At 64.4% G+C, this 20266-nt stretch carries 23 protein-coding genes and 1 tRNA gene; 14 read left to right on the forward strand and 10 right to left on the reverse strand.

The annotated features are described in order from the left end of the window. Nucleotides 1-29 precede the first annotated feature (29 nt). The 4 genes from IRL76_RS09340 to IRL76_RS09355 are packed head-to-tail and all read left to right on the forward strand — an operon-like array spanning nt 30 to nt 1247. A complete protein-coding gene (locus IRL76_RS09340; RefSeq protein WP_200981093.1) occupies nt 30-266 on the forward strand; it encodes a hypothetical protein in 237 nt (78 codons plus the stop codon). Beyond that, on the forward strand, nt 263-439 hold the full coding sequence (locus tag IRL76_RS09345) for a hypothetical protein (protein WP_200981094.1): 177 nt from the start codon (nt 263-265) through the stop codon (nt 437-439). Before IRL76_RS09340 ends, IRL76_RS09345 begins: the two co-directional genes overlap by 4 nt. Before the next feature lie 48 nt (nt 440-487). Then, nucleotides 488-895 (forward strand): SufE family protein, encoded by a 408-nt coding sequence (locus tag IRL76_RS09350; protein WP_200981095.1) that lies wholly within the window; start codon nt 488-490, stop codon nt 893-895. Between the two features lies 1 nt (nt 896). After that, nucleotides 897-1247 carry a YbaN family protein gene (locus tag IRL76_RS09355; protein ID WP_200981096.1) on the forward strand — a complete coding sequence of 117 codons (351 nt, stop codon included), beginning with the start codon at nt 897-899 and terminating at the stop codon, nt 1245-1247. Nucleotides 1248-1260: 13 nt separating this feature from the next. Here the strand turns inward: IRL76_RS09355 and IRL76_RS09360 are convergent, their stop codons facing one another. The 3 genes from IRL76_RS09360 to IRL76_RS09370 all read right to left on the reverse strand — a co-directional run bounded on the left by IRL76_RS09360 (nt 1261) and on the right by IRL76_RS09370 (nt 3369). Further along, a complete protein-coding gene (locus IRL76_RS09360) occupies nt 1261-2298 on the reverse strand; it encodes a DUF3500 domain-containing protein (RefSeq protein WP_200981097.1) in 1038 nt (345 codons plus the stop codon). A gap of 132 nt (nt 2299-2430) precedes the next feature. Continuing rightward, nucleotides 2431-2949, reverse strand: coding sequence for a sterol desaturase family protein (locus IRL76_RS09365; protein ID WP_200981098.1), 519 nt, complete (start codon nt 2947-2949; stop codon nt 2431-2433). A gap of 18 nt (nt 2950-2967) precedes the next feature. Next, nucleotides 2968-3369, reverse strand: coding sequence for an acyl-CoA thioesterase (locus IRL76_RS09370; RefSeq protein WP_200981099.1), 402 nt, complete (start codon nt 3367-3369; stop codon nt 2968-2970). 89 nt (nt 3370-3458) lie between these two features. Between IRL76_RS09370 and leuC the strand changes: the two genes are divergently transcribed. From leuC to IRL76_RS09415, 9 genes are all read left to right on the forward strand, one after another. Next, complete coding sequence (gene leuC, locus IRL76_RS09375) at nt 3459-4916, forward strand: 3-isopropylmalate dehydratase large subunit (RefSeq protein ID WP_200981100.1); 1458 nt, start codon at nt 3459-3461, stop codon at nt 4914-4916. A 7-nt stretch (nt 4917-4923) separates the two neighbouring features. Next, nucleotides 4924-5082 (forward strand): isopropylmalate isomerase, encoded by a 159-nt coding sequence (locus IRL76_RS09380; RefSeq protein ID WP_200981101.1) that lies wholly within the window; start codon nt 4924-4926, stop codon nt 5080-5082. Nucleotides 5083-5108: 26 nt separating this feature from the next. Next, nucleotides 5109-5945, forward strand: a complete 837-nt coding sequence (locus tag IRL76_RS09385; protein ID WP_200981102.1) for an N-acyl homoserine lactonase family protein — start codon at nt 5109-5111, stop codon at nt 5943-5945. Then, on the forward strand, nt 5945-6556 hold the full coding sequence (gene leuD / locus IRL76_RS09390) for a 3-isopropylmalate dehydratase small subunit (protein ID WP_200981103.1): 612 nt from the start codon (nt 5945-5947) through the stop codon (nt 6554-6556). Before IRL76_RS09385 ends, leuD begins: the two co-directional genes overlap by 1 nt. Next, complete coding sequence (locus IRL76_RS09395) at nt 6553-7551, forward strand: NADPH:quinone oxidoreductase family protein (protein WP_200981104.1); 999 nt, start codon at nt 6553-6555, stop codon at nt 7549-7551. Before leuD ends, IRL76_RS09395 begins: the two co-directional genes overlap by 4 nt. 93 nt (nt 7552-7644) lie before the next feature. Further along, nucleotides 7645-7971 carry a DUF1476 domain-containing protein gene (locus IRL76_RS09400; protein WP_200981105.1) on the forward strand — a complete coding sequence of 109 codons (327 nt, stop codon included), beginning with the start codon at nt 7645-7647 and terminating at the stop codon, nt 7969-7971. A gap of 4 nt (nt 7972-7975) precedes the next feature. After that, on the forward strand, nt 7976-8209 hold the full coding sequence (locus IRL76_RS09405) for a BolA/IbaG family iron-sulfur metabolism protein (protein ID WP_200981106.1): 234 nt from the start codon (nt 7976-7978) through the stop codon (nt 8207-8209). Nucleotides 8210-8249: 40 nt separating this feature from the next. Continuing rightward, nucleotides 8250-8582, forward strand: a complete 333-nt coding sequence (gene grxD, locus IRL76_RS09410) for a Grx4 family monothiol glutaredoxin (protein WP_200981107.1) — start codon at nt 8250-8252, stop codon at nt 8580-8582. 284 nt (nt 8583-8866) lie between these two features. Beyond that, complete coding sequence (locus IRL76_RS09415) at nt 8867-9649, forward strand: NUDIX hydrolase (protein WP_200981108.1); 783 nt, start codon at nt 8867-8869, stop codon at nt 9647-9649. A gap of 22 nt (nt 9650-9671) precedes the next feature. Here IRL76_RS09415 and IRL76_RS09420 read toward each other — a convergent pair. Continuing rightward, nucleotides 9672-9748: transfer RNA gene (locus tag IRL76_RS09420), tRNA-Arg, on the reverse strand. A 61-nt stretch (nt 9749-9809) separates the two neighbouring features. Here IRL76_RS09420 and IRL76_RS09425 point away from each other — a divergent pair. Continuing rightward, entirely contained in the window at nt 9810-10550 is a 741-nt protein-coding gene (locus IRL76_RS09425) for a queuosine precursor transporter (protein ID WP_200981109.1), read from the forward strand. A gap of 77 nt (nt 10551-10627) precedes the next feature. On the opposite strand, the gene IRL76_RS09430 is transcribed toward IRL76_RS09425, so the two are convergent. The 6 genes from IRL76_RS09430 to IRL76_RS09455 form a co-directional block, all read right to left on the reverse strand. Next, complete coding sequence (locus IRL76_RS09430) at nt 10628-13480, reverse strand: TonB-dependent receptor (protein WP_246449645.1); 2853 nt, start codon at nt 13478-13480, stop codon at nt 10628-10630. A gap of 245 nt (nt 13481-13725) precedes the next feature. Beyond that, a complete protein-coding gene (gene virB11 / locus IRL76_RS09435; protein ID WP_200981111.1) occupies nt 13726-14751 on the reverse strand; it encodes a P-type DNA transfer ATPase VirB11 in 1026 nt (341 codons plus the stop codon). Between the two features lie 13 nt (nt 14752-14764). After that, entirely contained in the window at nt 14765-15892 is a 1128-nt protein-coding gene (locus IRL76_RS09440) for a TrbI/VirB10 family protein (RefSeq protein ID WP_246449646.1), read from the reverse strand. Then, nucleotides 15892-16671 (reverse strand): TrbG/VirB9 family P-type conjugative transfer protein, encoded by a 780-nt coding sequence (locus IRL76_RS09445; RefSeq protein ID WP_200981112.1) that lies wholly within the window; start codon nt 16669-16671, stop codon nt 15892-15894. The genes IRL76_RS09440 and IRL76_RS09445 overlap by 1 nt, the downstream gene beginning before the upstream one ends. Next, the gene (locus IRL76_RS09450; protein ID WP_200981113.1) at nt 16671-17840 is read right to left on the reverse strand and encodes a TrbL/VirB6 family protein; all 1170 of its coding nucleotides are present in this window, start codon (nt 17838-17840) and stop codon (nt 16671-16673) included. The genes IRL76_RS09445 and IRL76_RS09450 overlap by 1 nt, the downstream gene beginning before the upstream one ends. Continuing rightward, nucleotides 17837-20266, reverse strand: a complete 2430-nt coding sequence (locus IRL76_RS09455) for a VirB4 family type IV secretion/conjugal transfer ATPase (protein WP_200981114.1) — start codon at nt 20264-20266, stop codon at nt 17837-17839. The genes IRL76_RS09450 and IRL76_RS09455 overlap by 4 nt, the downstream gene beginning before the upstream one ends.

A 20266-nucleotide genomic window follows, 5' to 3' on the forward strand; every position in this document is an offset into this window, starting at 1 on the left:
TCGAAGAGGTTCAAGGAGGACATGAGGAAATGTTCGAACCAGTTTTCATCATCGCCGCAGCTTCGCTGATCGGCCTGGTCGTGGTGGCGGGCGCCCTGCTCCGCGCATGGGCAGGCTGGCTGGAACTCAAGCGCAGCGAACTCGATCGTGATGGCACCCCCGCCCGTGAAGAGGGCTCGCCCATGGGCGCAGCACGTATCGAGATCGCGGACCTGAAGGAACGCATCCGCAAGCTCGAAGCAATCGCCAGCGGGGTCGACCTGTGAGCGCCGCGCGAACCGACGCTGCGCGGGCGGGCATCGGGCTCGGCAGCGCGATCGCAGTCGCCATCAGCTGGAGCCTGCATCAGTCGATCATCTGGGCCATCATCCAGGGCTTCTTCGGCTGGTTCTACGTTATCTACTACGCCTTCACCCGCCCCGGCGGCCTGTCGGGCTGACGCTTGCCCGATTTACCTTGCTCCGCGCGGGCGCTAGAGGCGGCGCCCATGCGCAGCCTTTCCGACATTGTTGAAGAATACGACTTTCTCGACGGCGATGAACGCTATCGCCTGTTGATCGAACTCGGACGCGAGCTCGAAGAGATGCCCGACGCGCTCAAGACCGATGCCACGCTGGTGCGCGGATGCAGCGCGGCGGTCTGGGTCTATCCGACCGGCGATGCCGGGAAGCTTCATTTCCTTGCCGACAGCAATGCCGCGATCACCAAGGGCATCGTCGCGCTGGTCATTGCCGCGGTCCAGGATCGCCCCGCAGCCGAAGTGGCCGATCTGGATATCACTGGCGCGCTCGAACCGTTCGACCTCAAGAACCAGCTGTCCAGCAACCGGACGCAAGGTGTCCCGAACATGATTGCGCTGGTCAAGGAACACGCCGCACGGATTGCGGCCGGCTAGGATGAAGCGCCCGATCTATAGCGCATTGGGCATCATCAGCGTCGGGCTTGGCGCGATCGGCGCTTTCCTGCCCATCATGCCGACCGTCCCGTTCCTGCTCCTGGCGGTCTACTTCTTCGCTCGCAGTAATCCCGAGTGGGAACAGAAAATCCTCGACCACCCGCACTGGGGGCCGCAGGTTCTCGACTGGCGCGAACGCCGCGCGATCAGCCGCAGGGCCAAGACCATGGCCATCGGGGCGATGACAACCGGCGTGGTCTTCACCTGGTACACGCTGGGCGCTCCCTGGTATTATATCTCGCTGGCGGTGCTCGTGATCTGCGGCAGCTGGATCGCTACGCGCAACGAGTAGTCCCAAATAGGGCTCAGGGATGCGGCGCCTCGGTGTAGTGCCGCCGCAACCAGTCCTCGCCATAGTCATTGCGTGGATCGCGCACGATCGCGTGGACATGGTTGGAAGGCGAACCGTCCGGCTGGCCTTCGCGGGTATACTCGATCAGAATCGAGGGGCCGGCGATGCGGTACATGAACCGCTTGCTGCGGTCGTCAGGCGAACCCCACCAAGCAAGACGGAGGTTGGCAGGGCCATCGGCACGGACCGCCGCCAGCTGGGCCTTGGCAGCATCGTTATTGGCGAAACCCACGAAGTCCGCGATCAGCTCTATCAGGCGCTCGCGCTGGTTCGGCGTCATGCGGTCCGCTGACAGACCCAGCGGGGCCCGGGGTGCATCCTTGGCACCCTTGCCGGTAAAAATGTCGCCGGTAACTTCGGGACCTGCCAGTGCCGCGGCGCGCTGGTCGGGATTCAACGAGGCAAACAGCGCGAACCCGTCGACCATTTCGTGATCGAGCACACGCCAGCCTGCATAGGGTCCGCTCTGAACTATCTGCGGGTTCGAACCGAGGAAGAGCGGCGTGAATGCGATGCGACCGTCGACCACGGTGAAGTTGGCAGCGAAATGGTGTCCATTGATCATCCACCCCCAACGCGCCGACGCCGGTTCGCCGAAAAACCTTAGCCAGTAATTGCCGGAACCGCGCGATTGCATCACCGCTTCCGCCTGGGCGCGCCGGTCCTCCGGCACTTGGCCGCTCGCGAGCCGATCGCTCTCGATCCCCCGAAGCAAATCGTCGATCCACATGATCGTGGTCGCCTCGGCGTAACCCTGCCCGCTCATGGCAGCCGCCATCAGGTCGTGGAATGCGATCCTCTGGCGGTCGTCGAGTGCGGACAGCGGAAGGCCGGTGCGCGGATACATTGCGGAGGGAAGATTGCTCCAGTCGGTGCGCGCTGCCTCGTCGTCCAGTGTGGTCACGAGCAGCTTGCGCTGGTCATCGTCGAGAGTGGCGAGAAACGCGGTGGCTGCATCGCCCATGGCATGATGCGCGGTGTGTTGTACCATCTTGTCGTCGGTCGGGCCGGGATGCGCGAGCGCGCATGTGGCACCAAATCCCGCCACGCCCAACGCCAATACAAGTTTGCATGATGAGGTCACTGCCGTCCCTCCCCCAAGGAGACGCGACCTTCGCGAGGGCTAGATCATCCCGCTTTCGCGCACAACGGCAATCCCTGCCTCGCGCTGGCGCTTGAGTTCAGCCTTCAGCTTGGCCGGGTCACGGGCGAAGACGAAGCCGAAGCTCACCCCGCCTTCCTTGCCGATGGTCGCATGGTGGAGCTTGTGCGCCTGGACCAGCCGCTTGGCGTAGCCCTTCTTCGGGACCCAGCGGAAATAGCGCTGGTGGACCAGCCCGTCGTGAACGAGCGTGTAGATGATGCCGTAGAAGAGTATCCCGAGGCCGATCCACGTGCCTGGCCACCACGCGTCGGCACCCATGATCATCGGGCTGCCGACGGCGAACATGGAGATGCTCATCGCTGCACCGACGATCGCATAGAGGTCGTTCTTCTCCAGCAGCCTGTCGTGCGGCTCGTGATGGTCGCGGTGCCAACCCCAGCCGAAGCCGTGCATGATGTACTTGTGCGAGCCCCACGCGACCCATTCCATCGCGAAGACGGTGGCAATGACGATGATGGCGGGCAGAACGGCGTCCATGACGCAACCGGATATAGGCTATTCGCGGCCGGGGAAAAAGAACCGAGCCACTTCCTCACTGATCCGTGCCGGACGCAGCGTCTCGGCATCTATGCAGCACCAGCGCGACTTGACCTCGGCCAGCACCTCGCCACTGCGCTCGATCACGGTCGAATAAAACGCGCTAGCACCCTGGATCTTTTCGAGCACCGTGTTGGCGATCACATCGTCATCGAGGAAGGCCGGGCGGCGATAGGTGATCTCGTGCTTGATCGCGACCCAGGCGCGCTCTGCGACAGCCTGTGGCGGGGCGAGCTTGCGCCAATGTGCCAGCACCGCGTCCTGCACCCAGTTCAGGTAGCGCGCGTTGTTCACGTGCCCCATGAAATCGATGTCGGAGGGAATCACTTTGATCGGAAAGGCGAAAGGCTTTGCTGACATTCATGTCAATAAAGCAGAGAAAGGTTAAGTTTGGAAGACTCTGGATTTGCCTTTTTGCGCGAGTGCAAATCGTGGCCCAACCTGCCCGCATGGCCAACAAACCGCGCACGCTTTACGAGAAGATTTGGGATTCGCACGTGGTCGAGAGGCGCGACGATGGCACCTGCCTCGTCTACATCGACCGGCATCTCGTCCACGAGGTCACCAGTCCGCAGGCCTTCGACGCCCTGCGCGCCGCGGGCCGCAAGGTGCGCCGCCCCGACCTGACGCTGGCGGTGCCCGACCACAACCTTCCGACCACGCCGCGCCTCGCAGCCGACGGCTCGCGCCTGCCGATCGCCGATCCGCAGAGCGCCGAACAGCTTGCCGCGCTCGAACGCAACGCCCCCGCCTTCGGCATCGAGTATATCGACGCGACCGCGCCCGAACAGGGGATCGTCCACGTCGTCGGCCCGGAACAGGGCTTCTCCCTTCCCGGCGCGACCATCGTCTGCGGCGACAGCCACACCGCCGCGCATGGCGGCATCGGCGCGCTCGCCTTCGGTATTGGCACCAGCGAGGTCGAGCACGTCCTCGCCACGCAGACGCTGCAATTGCGCCAGTCGAAAAGCATGGAGGTGCGCGTCGAGGGCGATCTCGGCCCCGGCGTCACGCCCAAGGATCTGATCCTCCACATCATCGGCGTCATCGGCACCGCGGGCGGTACCGGCCACGTCATCGAATACCGCGGCAAGGTGTTCGAAGAGATGAGCGTCGAGGGCCGCCTGACCGTCTGCAACATGAGCATCGAAGGCGGCGCGCGCGCCGGCCTGATCGCACCGGACGAAACCGTTTTCACCTATCTCCGCGGCCGCCCCTATGCGCCCAAGGGCGAGGCTTGGGATCGCGCGGTTGCGTGGTGGAAGACGCTGCGCACCGACGACGGAGCGCAATTCGACAAGTCCGTCGTCATCGATGCGAGCACGGTGGAGCCGACGGTCAGCTGGGGCACCAGCCCCGAGGATGTCGTCGCCGTCGGCGGCAGTGTCCCCGCACCCGAGAGTTTTGCCAGCCCTTCGAAGCAGGACGCTGCACGCAAGAGCCTCGACTACATGGGTCTCGAACCGGGCACGCCGATCGAGGATATCGAGGTCCAGAACATCTTTATCGGCAGTTGCACCAACAGCCGGATCGAGGACCTTCGCTCTGCTGCCGAAGTGCTGCGCGGTCGGCGCAAGGCACCCAATGTGCGTTGGGCCATTGCCGTGCCCGGATCGGGCCTGGTCAAGCGCCAGGCGGAGGAAGAGGGGCTCGACCGCATCTTTACCGAAGCCGGTTTCGAATGGCGCGAACCGGGATGTTCGGCGTGCCTCGCGATGAACCCCGACAAGGTACCGCCGGGCGAACGCTGCGCCTCGACCAGCAACCGCAACTTCGTCGGGCGGCAGGGTCCCGGCGCGCGGACCCATCTGGTCAGCCCCGCCATGGCCGCCGCAGCCGCAGTGACGGGTCGCCTAACGGATGTCCGCAAGCTCGCCCCTTGCAATGCGGAGAGCACGCCAGCATGAGGGTCGCATGACCAAGAAACTCACCGGCAAGGCCGCCATCGCGGGCGCCATCGGTTCCGCCGCTGTCGCCGCCGCACTGCTCTACGCGAACAAGCGCAAGGAAAAGAAGAAGGGACCGACCCAGCCCGGGCCGATACCCTCGGGGGAAAATCCCGAAACCGACTGAGACCGCATGCCGCAGGGGAGAAACGCATGAGAAAATCGAGCGTGATCGCAGCCGGCTTGCTGGCCTGCACCGCCCTGCCCGCTTCGGCCAAGGACGCGCCCGATATCGAGATGTGGCGGCTCGACTGCGGGAAGCTCGAAATCAGCGACATCGGGCCCTTTTCCGATACCCATCTCTACGATGGCGAAGCGCGCATGCTGACCGACAGCTGCTACGTTATTCGCAATGGCAGGCGCTACCTCCTGTGGGACACCGGCTATCCCGCCGCGCTCAAGGGCAAGAGCGAGACGGCCTATGTCTTCACCGCCAGTCTTGCCGCGACCATCCCGGACCAGCTGGCCCAGATCGGACTGAAGCCCGAAGACATCAACTTCGTCGCGGTCAGCCACTACCATGACGACCATATCGGCCAGGTTCGCAATTTTTCCGGTGCTGAACTTTTGATCGGCGCGGCCGATGCCGAGGCGATCACTTCGGGCAAGATGGACGCGACACGCGCACAATTCGCCCCATTCCTCGGCGAAGGAGCGACAGGCAAGGTCCGGCGGATCGTGGCCGATCATGACGTCTTCGGCGACGGGTCGGTGACCATCGTCGCGATGCCCGGCCACACTCCGGGCCACAAGTCGCTGGTGGTGAAGCTGCCCCGGTCGGGGCCGGTCATGCTGACCGGCGACCTCTACCATTTCGAAGAGCAGATCACGAACCGCGGCGTACCGCAGTTCAATACCGACCGCGCCGATACGCTCGCATCGTTCGAGCGCTTCAACCAGATGGCCGACAATCTCGATGCCACGATCGTCATCCAGCACGATCCGCGGCACCTCGTCCGCCTGCCAGAATTCCCGGAGTCAGCGAAGTAATGAAACCCGTCTCGACCGTCGAAGGCCGCGCCATTCCGCTCGGCCTCAAGAACATCGACACCGACGTGATCATCCCCGCGCACTGGCTCAAGACGGTCAGCCGTGAGGGGCTCGGCAAGGGCGCGTTCGAGAGCATCCGTCAGACACCCGGCAATCCCTTCGACGTGGAGGATTTCGCCGGTGCCCCCATCCTCATCGCGGGCGACAATTTCGGCTGCGGATCGAGCCGCGAACACGCCGCATGGGCCATGCTCGACCTTGGGATCACCGCAGTGATCGCGCCGAGCTTTTCGGACATCTTTTCGGGCAACGCCTTCAAGAACGGCATCCTCACGGTTGCCCTTCCGCAGGAACAGGTCGACCGCCTGCTTGAAGTTGCACAGGATCAACCGATCAGCATCGATCTCGAGAACCAGGTCGTCACCACGCCCTTCCAGGACCGGTTCACCTTCGAGATCGACCCGTTCCGCAAGCGGTGCCTGATCGAAGGCCTCGACGAGATCGGCCTGACGCTTGCCAGCGAGGGCGCAATCACGACACACGAAGAGACGCGCGGCCAGGCCCTGCCCTGGCTCGACAACCCCCAGAAGAGTGAGAGAGAAGCAGCATGAAGGCAGTCCTGTCGAAGGAAACCGGTGGTCCTGAAACCCTCGTTGTCGAGGACATTGCCGAGCCCACCCCCGGCAAGGGCGAGGTGCTGATCAAGGTCGCCGCCTGCGCGATCAACTTCCCCGACACGCTGATCATCCGCGACATGTACCAGTTCAAGCCGCCGCGCCCCTTCGCGCCGGGTGGCGAGATCTCGGGCACGATCGAGGCGCTGGGCGAAGGCGTGACCGGCTGGCAGGTCGGCGACAAGGTCATGTGCGGCGTCGGCAATGGCGGCTTGCAGGAGAAGGTTGCGGTCGCCGCGGCGCGCCTGTTCAAGGTACCTGAAGGCGTCGACCTGGTGAAAGCCAGCGCGCTGCTGATGACCTACGGCACAAACATCCATGGCCTCAAGGACCGCGGCGACATCAAGGAAGGCGACACCGTCCTGGTGCTCGGCGCAGCGGGCGGTGTTGGTCTCTCGGCGGTCGAGCTGGCCAAGGCCTGGGGATGCCGCGTGGTTGCCGCCGTCTCGACCGAGGAAAAGGGCGAAGTTGCAAAACAGCACGGCGCGGACGCAGTCGTGATCTACCCGCGCGCGCCGTTCGACAAGGATACGTCGAAGGATCTCGCCAACGCCTTCAAGGAGGCTGTCGGCCCCAATGGCGCTGACATCGTCTATGACATCGTCGGCGGCGACTATTCCGAACCCGCCCTGCGCGCAATCGCGTGGGAGGGACGCTTCCTGGTGGTCGGTTTCCCCGCCGGCATAGCGAAGATGCCGCTCAACCTCACCCTGCTGAAGAGTTGCGACATTCGCGGCGTCTTCTGGGGCGCGTTCACGGCCCGCGAGCCCGAGCGCAACCAGAAGAACATCGAGGAACTGTTCGACCTGTGGAAGGCCGGCAAGATCGACCCGCTCGTCAGCGAAACCTATCCGATCGAGCGCGCGCACGAAGCCATCGCCAAGCTCGAAAACCGCGGGGCGATCGGGAAACTCGTCGTGGTGATGGAATAAGGCCCTTGCGGCGGTGAACGAACAAGCGCCCTTGCGGGCTTGGGGGGCCGCGCCTATTCCGGCCCCCGACATTCCCATCCCGAGAGGACAATCATGACCGATTTCAAGGATCGCGAGCGCGGCGAGGAAGCCAAGTTCGCCTTCGACGAGGAAAACGCCTTCAAGATCGCCGCACGCCGCAATCGCCTGGTCGGCGAATGGGCCGCGAGCCTGATGGGTCTCACCGAAGAAGAGACCGACGCCTACAAGAAGGCTGTCGTCCAGGCCGATTTCGAGGAAGCCGGTGACGAGGATGTCATCCGCAAGCTCCTAGGCGACCTGACCGCTGCCGACTGCGATGTCAGCGAGGAAGATATTCGCTCCAAACTGGAAGAGTGCGCCGTCGAGGCCCGCCGCCAGTTCATGACGGACCAGCGCTGAACCCATGCCGATGGCCGCAGCCGATATCGTCGCGCTGATCGAAACTGCGCTTCCCGGCGCGGTGGTCGAGATGCGCGACCTTGCGGGCGACAACGACCATTGGGCAGCCAAGGTCACCGCGCCGCAATTCGCGGGCAAGAGCCGCGTCCAGCAGCACAAGCTGGTCTATGACGCGCTGGGCGGGCGCATGGGCGGCGAACTGCACGCCTTGCAACTGACCACCCAAGCCCCCACCTGATCTCTCGCAACGCAATTTCTTGACGAAGGACGGACCTCCTATGTCCGATACTAACCAGCGCATCGCCGATATCGTCGGCAGCAACGACGTGGTCCTGTTCATGAAGGGCACTCCGCTTTTCCCGCAGTGCGGCTTTTCCAGTCGGGCCGTGGCAATCCTCGACCACTGCGGCGTCGCCTATGACAGCGTCGATGTCCTGCAGGACATGGAAATCCGCCAGGGCATCAAGAGCTTTTCCGACTGGCCGACCATTCCCCAGCTCTACATCAAGGGCGAATTCGTCGGCGGCAGCGACATCATGATGGAAATGTTCGAAGCCGGCGAACTCCAGCAGATGATGGCCGACAAGCAGGTTGCAAAGGCCGAAGGCTGACGCCGCGCCAAAACTGAAACGGGAAAGGCCCGCCTGGTGGGACAACCAGGCGGGCCTTTTTTGTACTCAAAGGGGCGCTGCCAAAACCAGGGACAGGCGCGCCCCGAGGAAGACTTCTTAGGGACACCGGCTATTATGCAGGCGCCGTGCCAAACTCTGCGAAGCACGGGTTAGTGGGCGATACAGTGGTTAACGCCCGCTTCACGCCAAAGCTTCATGTAAAAAATCCCGACATGCCTCCGGTTTGCCTTGGCAAGCCGCCGCCCTCGGGTAACAAGTGAAGGATGAGCGACACCGTCAACACCTCGCCCGATGGCATTCCAGCCGCCACTGTCGTCATCTTTCGCAAGGGCGAGGTGGATGGGCCGCCGGAAATCCTCATGACCATCCGCTCGCGCAACATGGTCTTCGCCGGCGGCATGGCGGTCTTCCCCGGCGGCCGTGTCGATCCGGCCGATTTCGAGCTCGGCGCCATGATCGGCGGGCCGCTCGATCCCGACGAGGCCGCGCACCAGGTTGCGGTGGTGCGCGAGACGCTAGAGGAGACCGGGCTGGCCATCGGGCTCAAGGGCGACATCGATGCCGCCAAGGCACGCGCCGCTCGCGAGTTCCTGCAACAGACCGGCCAGCTTGCTCCCGTCCTCGAACATTTCGGCTGGGAACTCGATCTCGACCAGCTCACGCCTTTCGCCCGCTGGTTTCCCAAGAACGAGCGCATTCCACGCGTCTACGATACCCGCTTTTACCTCGCCGATCTGGGCACCGGGGCGGTCGAGATCGAAGCCGATTTGTCGGAGAACACCCATCTCTTCTGGACGACCGCGCAGGGTGCACTCGACGCCGCCGAACGGGAGGAGATCAAGGTCATCTTCCCGACCCGCCGCAACCTCGAGCGACTGGCGCTCTTCGGGAGCTTCGAGGAAGCGAGGGCACAGGCCGAGGCGATTCCTGTGCGTACCATCACGCCCTTCATCGGAGAGACCGACGGGAAATCTTGGCTGCATATCGGCGAGGAGCATGGCTATCCCGTCACCGGCGAACCGCTGGAGTCGGTAGCGCGGGGCTGACTTTCCGCGCGCTTGGGGGAAGTGGCGCGCCCGGCAGGACTCGAACCTGCAACTCCAAGCTTAGAAGGCTCGTGCTCTATCCAGTTGAACTACGGGCGCGCGCTGCGGCTGCCATAACGCCGCTTTCGCGCGGGGCCAATCGGCTCTAATCACCTTTGCCATGGAAAACAGCCCCACACCCCGCCCCGCCTCGGAAGCTCCGCGGTTCCGTTATTACGACCTCGTCATGGCGGCATTCGTCACGATCCTGCTGCTGTCGAACCTCATCGGGGCATCCAAGCCGAGCTACGTGAACCTGCCGGGCATCGGTGAATGGTCGTTCGGCGCGGGCGTATTGTTCTTCCCGGTGAGCTACATCATCGGCGACGTGCTGACCGAGGTTTACGGCTATGCCCGCGCGCGACGGGTGATCTGGGCCGGTTTCGCGGCACTCGCCTTCATGGCCTTCATGGCGTGGGTGGTGGTCAAGCTGCCGCCGGCAGCGGGGTGGCCGGGGCAGGAGTCTTACGAGTTCGTGTTCGGCAACAGCTGGCGCATCGTGCTTGCCTCGATGACCGCCTTCTGGGTCGGCGAGTTCGCCAACAGCTTCGTGCTCGCCAAGATGAAGGTGTGGAGCCAGGGGCGCCACCTGTGGATGCGCACCATCGGTTCGACGATCGTGGGCCAGGGTCTGGACAGCCTGATCTTCTATCCGCTCGCCTTCTATGGGCTGGCCGGCTGGCCGATCGAGCAGCTGTGGCAGGTCGTCCTGTCGCAATGGGTCATCAAGACCGCATGGGAAGCGCTGCTGACGCCGGTTACCTATGCCGTGGTCGGGGGACTGAAGAAGGCGGAAGGCGTGGAGGTGTTCGATACCGACACCGACTTCTCGCCCTTCGCCAGCACCGACACGCGCGACTGACTCTCTCTCACGTATCGAGGACATAGAAAAAGGGGCGACCCGCAGGCCGCCCCTCCTCCCCCTTTGTCCGGGTCAGATTAGAACTTCGCACCCACCGCGATGCCGTAGCGACGCGGGTCGAGAGTGAAGACGTTGGTGAACAGGCCCGACGATGCGTCGGTAACGTAAAGACCGGTTACCGAGTCATCGTTGAAGATGTTCTGGACGAAGCCGCGGACGAACCAGCGGTCATCCGAGCCGTTCAGCTGGATCGAGGCGTTCGCCTGGAAGAACGGTTCGATGCGGTTGACGCGGCCGTTGAAGACGTTGCCATACTGCTCGCCGGTGAAGGCGACGTCCACGCGCGGTACCAGGGTCATGCCATTATCGAAGTGTGCCGTGTACTGGACGCCGGCCGAAGCCTTCATCTCCGGAGCCTGCGGCAGCTTGTTGCCCTTCAGGTTCACTTCGACACCCGGGCTCAGCACCTGGATGCCGCCGAAGGCCGCACCGATTGCTGCAGCCTGTGCGGTCAGCACGTTGCAGATGCTGAAGGCCCCGGCAGACGCGATGTTGCCGTCCGCAGCGAACTCTTCGACACCCTGGAGGCCAAGTGCCGGGTTAACGGCATTGACGAAGGCATCCGGACCACCCGGAGCACCACCGGTGACTGCGCAGAGTGCGCCGTTGGTGATGTCCTTGATGATCACTGCATTTGCATCGCCGCCACCCGGATCACGCGGGTCCGAGAAGTACTGATCCCCTGCAACCTCGGCGTTGAGGTAGCTGAAGTTCATGTTGACCAGCCAGTCCGGCGAAGGCGCCATGATGCTTTCGAGCTCGATACCCCAGACCTTGGCATCGATCTGGTCGTTGACCGAGGTACGGGCGATGATGCGGCTCAACTGGAGACCGGTGTAGTCGTAGTAGAAAGCAGTAGCGTTGAGCTGGAAAGCGCCGTTGGCAAAGGTATTCTTGATACCGATTTCGTAGGCATTGATGCTTTCCGGACCGAAGCTTTCGCTAACGGCAAACACCGGCGACAGCGGCGGGTTGATACCGCCCGACTTGTAGCCACGCGAGTACGACGCATAGATGAGGCTGTCCGGCGAGATCTTCCAGTCGATCACGAAGCGACCAGTGATTTCGTCGAAGCCGACATTGCGCGACTGCAGGAGCTGGTTACCCGCAAGACCCGGGTCGGCGTCGAAGCTGCCGACATACGGCGAATCGAACGGATCGCCATTGTTGCTGTACGGATTGAGGAAGGAGGCAAGCGTAGTGCGTGCATCCAGGCTCTTCTTGTCGTTGTTGTAACGCAGACCAGCAGTGATCTTGATGCTGTCCGACAGATCGAAGTAGGCCTCGCCGAAGATGCCGTAGCTCTTCAGCTCGAAGCTCTTGGTGTTGTTGCGGTAGTACGACGTCGCGAGGTAGCTCGGCGGAAGACCGCCGCCCAGCGAAGTGAACGAACCAAGGACACCGGTGATGTAGTCAATCGCGAAAGCATTGACATAATAGTCGGTGTCATAGGCCTTGGCGTTGGCGTAAATGCCGCCGAGGAGGAAGTTGAACGGCCCGTCGAAATCCGACGAAATGATCGCTTCCACCGACCACGAGTTGCCATGGGACGACGAGCGGTCAAACTGCGTTCCGCTTGGCGTACAAATCCTGGCCCCTTCGAAAGCACCCAAACCATCGTCACGCGTATCCGATACGCACAGGTTGGAGCCGTCAAACAAGCCATCCACGATTGGCTGGAAATAGGACGCCACCGTCGGTCCGACAGCCAGGGGGTTGGCAAAGGTGTTCAGCGTAGCGAAGGCCGTTGCTGCCTGCGGGATTTCCCCGACACCGTTATTATAGTCCTGCCGCGAGTTGACGGAGGTTTCCTGGTAAACACCGGTAAGGCCGAGTTTGATGGAGCCGAGGCCCTGTTCGAGATGCGCCTGAACCTGCAATTCATCCGCGAAATATTCCGGCGTGAACTGCGTATTGACCTGGCGATAGCTGGCCGGTTCGACGAAATTCGCATAAGCATCCGGGCCATACAGGCTGTTGAGGCCGAAGCTGCCCGGAATGCCGTTGATTGCCAGGAATTCCGATGAACCCAACGTACCGGTAAAGGTCGAGTTCGAGTTGGTCTTGTCGAAGTCGCGCCGGTTGTTGAGACAGCCGAGAATGCCGGTTTCGTCGCGTTGGCACAGCTGCTTCTGGATGCGCATGCGATTGTCGTCTTCACGGAAATAATATCCCATGAGATCGAAAGTCGTGTCCGGACCCGGTTCGAAACGCAGCGAGCCGCGCACAGCATACATCTCGCGACCGTCGATATCTTCGTTGTTGAACAGGTTGGTCGTGTAGCCGTCACGCTTCAGGTAGAAGCCGGCGACCCGGGCAGCGATGGTATCGCCGACAGGAACGTTGACCATCCCCTTGGCCTTGATGCCGTTGTAGTTGCCGTATTCGAACTCGCCGGAAGCGCCGAATTCGCCGAGTTCAGGCTTGTGGGTGACGACGTTGACAACGCCCGAGGTTGCGTTGCGGCCGAACAGGGTGCCCTGGGGACCGCGCAGAACTTCGACGCGTTCAAGGTCGAAATACTCGGTTTCGAACAGGCGCGTGCCGAACAGAGGGGAGCCATTTGCGTGGATAGCGGTCGCGCTATCGCAGGAGGTACCGACGCAAAGGTCGCCGATGCCGCGGATAGTGAAGGAGGAGCTGGTGAAGTTGCTCTTCGTGAACGAGACGTTCGGCAGGGTCAGCTGAAGGTCGCTGGCGTTTTCGATCTGCTGCGCTTCGAGAGCGGCAGAATCGAACGCGCTAACGGCGATCGGAACTTCCTGCAGGCTCTGGTTCTGACGCTGAGCGGTAACGATGATGACGTTTTGATTGACGGTGGGCGTCTCTTCGTCGCCACCGGTATCCTGAGCATAAGCAGGGAACGACATTGCGCTCGCGCAAATCCCCGCAAGCAAGGTAGCCCTCACTCTCATAAACCCTCTCCTCTCCACTGGCCGTCTGTGCAGCCTAGGGGACGAAAGCTATCATACATTCGTATGCACGCAAGTGTGTGCGCAGGATAATTGCGCGAAACCCCTACAGTTTTTTGCGAGTGTTATCCAAAGTCCCCACTTGGGAACCTTCCTGACGTTACGGCATGGCTGCACGCAGCCCCGGGAACGGGGACAGCGGTTCAGACCAAGGAACTGCTCAACGCAATCTGGGAAATGCCGCGTTTGCCGTTTCCGTCGCGCCCCAACTGCACAAGAACGTCGATGACGCTTGCCGCATAAGCGATTGTATCGCTGCGGGTGAGGCCGATTCCGGTCTGCATGACCATGAGCGAAAGCTGCTCGAGCGCGCCGCGCAGGCTGTTGGCGTGGATGGTCGAAAAACTGCCCGGGTGGCCGGTATTGATGGCGCGCAGGAAGCTGACGCTTTCCGCGCCGCGCAGCTCGCCCAGCACGATACGATCGGGCCGCAGGCGCAGGGCCGCCTGGAGCAGTTCGTTGGCCGTGACCTTGGCCTCGCCCAGCTCGCCTTTCACCGCGACCAGGCCGACGCCGTTTTCGCCCGGCAGCTTCAGCTCCGGCGTATCCTCGACCAGCACGACGCGCTCGTGCCGCGGGATCTCTCCCAGCATGGCATTGAGGAAGGTGGTCTTGCCGGTGCTGGTACCGCCGGAAACGAGGATGGTGCGGCGCTGGCGGATCGCCTCGCGCAGGAAAGCGACAGGCTGGGCCTGCGGATCGGGCATGTCGCCCTGTTGCAGCGGGGCCAGCGGGCCGGTGTCATAGGCGTCGAGCGGCAGGTCGAGACGGCGATGGCGGCGGATTGCCATGGCCCAGTGCTTGCGCGCGGCAGGCGGTCCGCAGAACTGGACGCGCGCGCCGTCGGGCAGCGTGGCGCCGAGCAGCGGGTGTTCGCGGTTGATACCCTGGTGGCTGACCCGGGCGACCTGTTCGGCGAGGCGCTGGACCAGCCGGTCGTCGATCTCGGGCCGCAGGACCTTCTGCATTCCCGGATGTGCCGCATCCTCGACCCATACCTCACCCGGCCGGTTGACCAGGATTTCGGTGACCGTGTCGCGCTCCAGCCATTCGCGGAAAGGCGCGAGATAGGCGTCGAGATAAACGCTACGCTCCCCATGGAGGTCGACCGGCGGCGCGTCGTCGTCCGGATGCTCGTCCGGGAGGAAGGGATGGATATCTGCGCTCACGCGGTGTCGCGCCTCAGCTGACCGAGGAGAAGTCGAGATCGCGCGCGGTGAAGATGCGGATCGGCTCACCCTGGCGGACGCGCACGGTCGGGCTGCGTTGCCCGTCCTGCTGTGCCGCAGTCGAGGCCGCCGACTGGCTCGCGCCGCCGACAAGAACGCCGCCCGCCCCGCCGCTGATGACGGAACCGAGACCGCCGACAACCGACAGCAACATGGCCGAACCGAAGCGCTTGAAGAAGCCGGCACCCGAAACCTTGCCTTCGAGGCCGGTCGTGCCGTCGAACCCGATAGCGGGCGAGGCAAGGTTCACCGACGCGCCATCCGGGCGGATCAGGCGGGTCCAGATGACATAGGCGCGGCGCTGGCCGTTCTGCATGCCCGACTGGTACTGGCCGATCAGGCGGCTCGAACGCGGGACGAGCACCTTGGTCCCGTCGAAGCTGCGCACGTCCTGGCTCACTACTGCGCGGACGAAGCCCGGTACATTGGTGTCGATCGCGGTTTCGAGGATCGCGGGAATCAGCGTGCCCTGCGTGACTGTGGTCGAGGGATTGACCATGGCGCGGGCCTGCGCGGGCGCGCCGCCCACTCCGCCGACGCGGCTGGCGAAGTCGCTGGCCGAATTGCCGGTCGCAGCCGCTGCCTCACCGCCCGCAGCGGGCTGGGCCAGGGCAACGGTCGCAGGACCATTGGTGGAATCGAAGACGACCGTCGGGCTCGCATAGCGATTGGCCATCGGCTGCGGCTGCGCGGCATAGATAGCCTGCGGAGCCGGGTCCGGGAGCACGGCCGGCGGCGCCTGCGGAGCCGGAACCTGGCCGACCTGGGTGATCGCCTCTGCGGGGACCATGGGGACGGTTTCGACCGGCTGCTGGACCTGCTGACCGCCAACACCCTGCGGCGGGGCGACACGGGCGGCATTCATGCTCCACAGCGTCACTGCGCCAAGGCCGGCCACGATCGCGATGCCCGCGACGAGGCCCATGGCATCCGACTTGCCGCCGGGACGCGCGACCGCCGGGAAGGCGTTGCGCTGGGCAAGGTCGATCACCTCGGCATCGGCCTCGTCACGCGGGTCGATATCGTTGGCGACGTGGGTCTGGCCCGACTTCTTTTCGGGCAGGCGCATGGCGAGACGCATCAGTTACCTCCTCGTGAGGCGAGCGCGGCAGACCCGCGCGATTGGGACGGCGCGGCAGCTCGCTCCGGCCCGGTGTTGACGAGCAGTGCGCGATCCTTGCCGGAACGCAGCACGATGGTCCGCGGCACGCCATCGACCACGATGGTATCGCCGCGCACGGTGAAGTTGACAGGTCCTTCGACGCCGTCGGAATTGGTGACGAGAATCGCGGGCACCTCCTTGCCTTCCGGCCAAGTCAGGAAGGTCGCGGTGCCGTCGTCGAAGGTATTTTCCGGCAGGAGGCCGGGATCGCCAGAGGCATTCCAGGCAAAGTTGAGGTCCGACGGGTCGACCGTCATGATCTGCTGGGCAGGTGCGTCGGGCTGGCTTGCCGGCGCATTGGCCGCGAGCTGTTCCTTGGGCTTTTCGGGCTCCGGCGGATAGTTGAAGCGCAGCACGTAGAGCGGCTTCGCGGTCGGGCTGGCGATCAGGTCGAACAGGTAGGTGTGCTTGTTGGTGATCACCGTCATGTTGGTCGCAGCACGTGCTTCCAGCGGCTTCACGAACAGGATGTTGGCGCGCTTGTTCGGCGTCACCTGCCATGCCTGGCTGTCACCGATGGCGACGTTCTCGATCGCCTCGTCCTCGCCGAACACGATCGAGGCCTGCACGGCCACTTTTCCGTCGACGCGCACGATGCGCATGTCGTCGTACATCACCTCGACGAGGCGGGGGTCCTTGGCGAGGGCCGGCGTCGCCAGCAGCCCAAGGGCGAGCGCGGGTATGATCGCGCGGTTCATCAGCGTTTCTCCACAGTACGGTCGAGGGCCTTGGGCGGGGCGGGCTTGAAGCGGCTGCCGATCCCCATTGCCCGCGACGGGCCCGAATTGAGCGGTGTCACCTGACCGCTGCCTGAAGCGGTGGCGAAAACCTTGGTGGTGCGCGTCGTCGAACCGCCCGCGCCGTCATTGGCGGCGGCGGCGGTCGGGACGGCGGATACGTCGATCCGGCGTGCGGCGGAACTGGCCTGGTTGGCGACCTGGGCCTGGGCCAGCGCGGCGGAAGGGGCCGCGGCGGCCACGGCCGGGGCCGAAGAGCCGGACTTCTCTTCCTTGCTCGATGTGAGGCCGAAGACGGTCCAGCCCGACACCATGGCACCGGCAACCTTGAGCACCAGCACCATCAGCGCGACATGCACCGCGCCGACCATGAAGAAGCCCATCGCCGCCTGCGGGTTCACCTGCCCCGGCGTGGCGGTCAGCTGGCCGAGGATCGGCACGGCCAATTCGAGCATCACGCTGCCGCCGAGTACCGCGAAAAGCGGCGCCAGAGCACACATGACGAGCCCCTTCACCCAGCCGGTGAACAGGCCGCGCGTGCCATTGAACAGCGCCATCACCACGAAGATTGGACCCAGCGCGACCAGCACGCCCAGCGCGATCTTGGTCGTTACCAGCAGGCCGACGGTGCCGAGCATGAACAGCATGGCACCGAGCCACATCATCCCTTCGGGCGAGAAGGCGGAGAACTCCTCGTTCCCCCCGCTCGCCTCCTGGATCGCGAGGAAGACGACGTCGATCTTCTGCGCGAAGACCTGCGTCGCGCTGCCGCGCGTTCCGGTGAGGATGCCCGCGAGGTAGTCGGGCGTGCCGATGGCAAGGTTCCACACGAAGCTCTGGTAGGCGAGCCAGCTGGTCGCGAACATCAGTACGATGCCCAGTGTCGCCATGCGCGGCACCAGCGAGCGGACGCCGACATTTGTGCGGCCGGTCAGCAGCGCGAAGCCGAACATTGCGACATAGAGCGTGAGGACGATGGTCAGTACCGTGCCGAGCTGACCGCCGGGCGCGAACAGGCGACCGAAGGCGGCGGCCGAAGCCTCGCCCGCGACGCAGTCGACGCCCTTCAGTGCGGCGGCGATGCCGTTACCGACCTCCTGGGCCGCCTGCTGGCAGTTGGCGCTGGTCATTCTGCGGCAAGGCCGAGGGTCTCGACCCCCGCCTCCTCGATGTCGTTCGCCCCGCCCGGCCATGCGGTGCCGGTAAGCGCGGGGAACCAGTCGGCAGGCGCGTCGCCCAGCGCATCTCGCAGCAGGTCGAGGCGGCGCACGGTGCTCTCACGACCCGACAGCAGCGTCAGGACCTCGGGCGCACCCGAGAGATCGAGGCGCACCACGACGCTCGCATCGGGCTGGCGGACGAGGAAGCAGCGGCTGTGCGCAGGCAGCGTGCGGATGAGCGCGAGTTCGTGCTCGGTCAGGCCGAAACCGTCGCAATAATCCTCAGGGCGCGCGCGGGAGTTGGGCATGAAGACCATGGTCGCCGTCTGCTCGACCAGCGCGGTGGAGATGCGGCTTTCCAGCGCGTCGCGGGCGCTCTGCGTGGCGAACCCGACCAGTGCATTGCGCTTTCTCAGCGTCTTGAGCCAGTCGCGGATGCGGGCGGCGAAGACCTCGTCGTCCAGCGCCTTCCAGCCTTCGTCGATCAGGATCATCGTCGGCTTGCCGTCGAGACGCTCCTCGATGCGGTGGAAGAGGTACATCATCGTCGGCGTGCGCAGGCGCGGGTTCTCGAGCAGCGCGGTCATGTCGAAGCCGAGCACGCGCGCGGTCAGGTCGAGCCGGTCCTCGGCATTGTCGAACATCCACGCATGCTCGCCCTCGCCGATCCACGCGCCGAGGCGGTCGGACAAATCGCCCGGCTGCGGGCGACGGGTGCCGGAAAGGAGCTCGCGGAAATTGCGCAGGCGGCGCAGCGACGGGTCGTTGGCATAGGCCGCGTCGACAGCACCCGCGATGGTCTGCTCTTCCTCCGGACCATTGGCCTTGAGCAGCACGCCCAGCCAGTCGCGCAGGAAGGCGCGGTTGGTCGGGGTGTCGGGCAGCGCGAGCGGGTTGAAGCCGGTCGGCTCGCCCGCGCGGATGCTGTCATAGCGCCCGCCGATGCCGCGCACGAACAGCTCGGCGCCGCGATCCTTGTCGAACAGGATGGTGCGGGGGCTGAACTTCTGTGCCTGAGCGGCGAGGAAGTTCATCACCACGGTCTTGCCCGAGCCCGAGGGCCCGATGACCGAGAAATTGCCCAGGTCGCCGTGGTGGAAGTTGAAGAAGAACGGGGTCGCGCTGGTGGTTTCCAGCAGCGTCACCGCCTCGCCCCAATGGTTGCCCTGCGCTTGGCCGAGCGCAAAGCCGTGGAGTGAACCGAAGCTCGCCATGTTGGCGCTGGAAATCAGCGCGCGGCGGACGAGGTAGCCCTCGTTGCCGGGGAACTGGCCCCAGAAGGCGGGTTCGAGATTGGTGTCCTCGCGTACCGCGATCGCGCCGGTATCGGCGAGCGCGGCGGCGCAGGCGGCCATGGCATCGTCAAGCCGACCGAGGTCCCGTTCCTTGACCATGACGGTCAGGTGATGGTCGCCGAAACCGACCGCCCCGTTACCCAGCGCATCGCGCGCGGCCATCATGTCGGCACGCTCGGCAGCAGCTTCCTCGTCCGCGGACTTGAGGCGGCGAATGGCGAGGTCCATCCGCTCGCGCGCGGTCTGGCGCTCGGTCGGGGCGTAGCTTTCGCTCACCACCATTTCGAACGGCAGGCGCAGCAGGCTGTCGAGCAGGCCGGGCGAGGTTGCTTCGGGATAATCCTTGAGGCCGAGGATGGCGGCGAAATCGGGCGAGCCCGAACCGCGCAGCTCGATCGCGTCGAGGCCGAAGCTGACCCGGCGATAGGGCAGCATGTGGCCCACATCGACATCGTCGGCGGGCTTCCTGACCGGACGCATCTCGCCATTATAGAGCGCCGAGAGCAGTTCGAGCATTTCCGAATTGGTATTGCCCTGCGGCCCGACGTAGTCGGTCAGCGGCGTGGCGCCATAGGCCTGCAGCGCGGCGACCAGCCCTTGCGAGGCGGCGCGCAGCGAGCGCAAGTCCTTGGGATCGGCCTCCAGCTGCGGGCGGCCCTTCTTCTTCCAGCCCTTGCTGACACGCTCGACCAGGCCCGCCTTGCCGCGTGCGGGTCGACGGATCAGGGTAATGAACTGGTCGTTGACGAAGAGCTGGCCAGAGCCCAGCCGCTCGCGCCAGCGCGCGTCGATGTGGCGGCTGATGGGATCGGGGAACTGCGATTCCAGCTCAACCGAAACGCGGCGGCGGATGACGTGATGGTAGAGCACGAAACGCGCGTCGAGCGTGGAGCGCAGCACCACCTCGCGCGTCGCAGCGTGGGCGTTCAGCGCCTCGCTGTCCTCGGTCTCAAACAGCAGGCCGGGGACCTGGATCGCGGTCATCACCGACCCGTCGCGCAGCAGCAGCGTGCTCTCGTCGATCAGGCGCGCATAGGGCAGCCGGTCGCCCGCGCGCGCTTCCTTCGCGCTCCAGGCCGCTGCTCCCTTCCACTTGCTCAT

Source organism: Qipengyuania soli, from assembly GCF_015529805.1.
GTDB classification, from domain to species: domain Bacteria; phylum Pseudomonadota; class Alphaproteobacteria; order Sphingomonadales; family Sphingomonadaceae; genus Qipengyuania; species Qipengyuania soli.